Source organism: Sphingomonas yabuuchiae (assembly GCF_001477495.1).
In the GTDB taxonomy this organism is placed as follows: domain Bacteria; phylum Pseudomonadota; class Alphaproteobacteria; order Sphingomonadales; family Sphingomonadaceae; genus Sphingomonas; species Sphingomonas yabuuchiae_A.
In genome coordinates this window covers 1-725 of record NZ_LDTF01000159.1, presented here as the reverse complement: position 1 = coordinate 725, position 725 = coordinate 1, and the positions used below count along the sequence as shown (strand labels likewise).

Genomic DNA, 725 nt, shown 5'->3' with positions numbered 1-725 from the left:
AGACCCGCGCGGGCTGGCGGGGCGGATGGTCGAACTCGGCTATATCGACGATCGTGCCTATGCGGAGGCCAAGGCCGCCTCGCTGGCCCGGCGGGGCATGGGGGCGCGTCGCGTGGCGCAGGCGTTGCACGCCGCGCGCGTCGGGGCGGACGATCACGAGGCGATCGCACCGCAAGTGGCGGAGGCGGCGCGGGAGGCCGCCCTGGCCTTTGCCCGGCGGCGGCGAATCGGGCCTTTCGGCGATGGCGAGGCGGACCGCGCGGTGCGGGAGAAGCAGTTTGCGGCGATGATGCGTGCCGGACACCCCACCAATCTGTCGCGGCGTATCGTTTCCGCCGCGCCCGGCGAGACCATCGACGACGAAGATTTCTGATCCAGCGCAAGAATATACGCCGTCAGCCCCCATTTTTGCGCCGCCGTCCCACTCCGGACCAGCAAAAAAGCGAAGGTCATTGCATTGCGAGTGCGAACAATGATGCTAGCCTTGGGGCACAAGGGTGCGATGATGCTGGAAGAAACGCCAATTCAAGGGGGCGGCATCGACGGCGAAACGGCGGAAACGGCCGTAAGGCTGGCGGGGGTCGTAAAATGGTTCGACGTGACGCGGGGCTTCGGCTTCGTCGTGGCGGACGACCCGATCTATGGGGATGTGCTGGTGCACTTCTCCGTATTGCAGGCGCATGGGCGGCGCAGCCTGCCCGAGGGCGCGCGCGTCGAGTTGCTGG

At 67.4% G+C, this 725-nt stretch carries 2 protein-coding genes; both read left to right on the top strand.

The features are described 5' to 3' along the window. Positions 1-373, top strand: a 373-nt coding sequence (locus NS355_RS17835; protein ID WP_058746873.1) for a RecX family transcriptional regulator, incomplete at its 5' end; no start/stop codon positions are given. 132 nt (positions 374-505) lie between these two features. Beyond that, on the top strand, positions 506-725 hold a 220-nt coding region (locus tag NS355_RS17830; RefSeq protein WP_244489749.1), incomplete at its 3' end, for a cold-shock protein.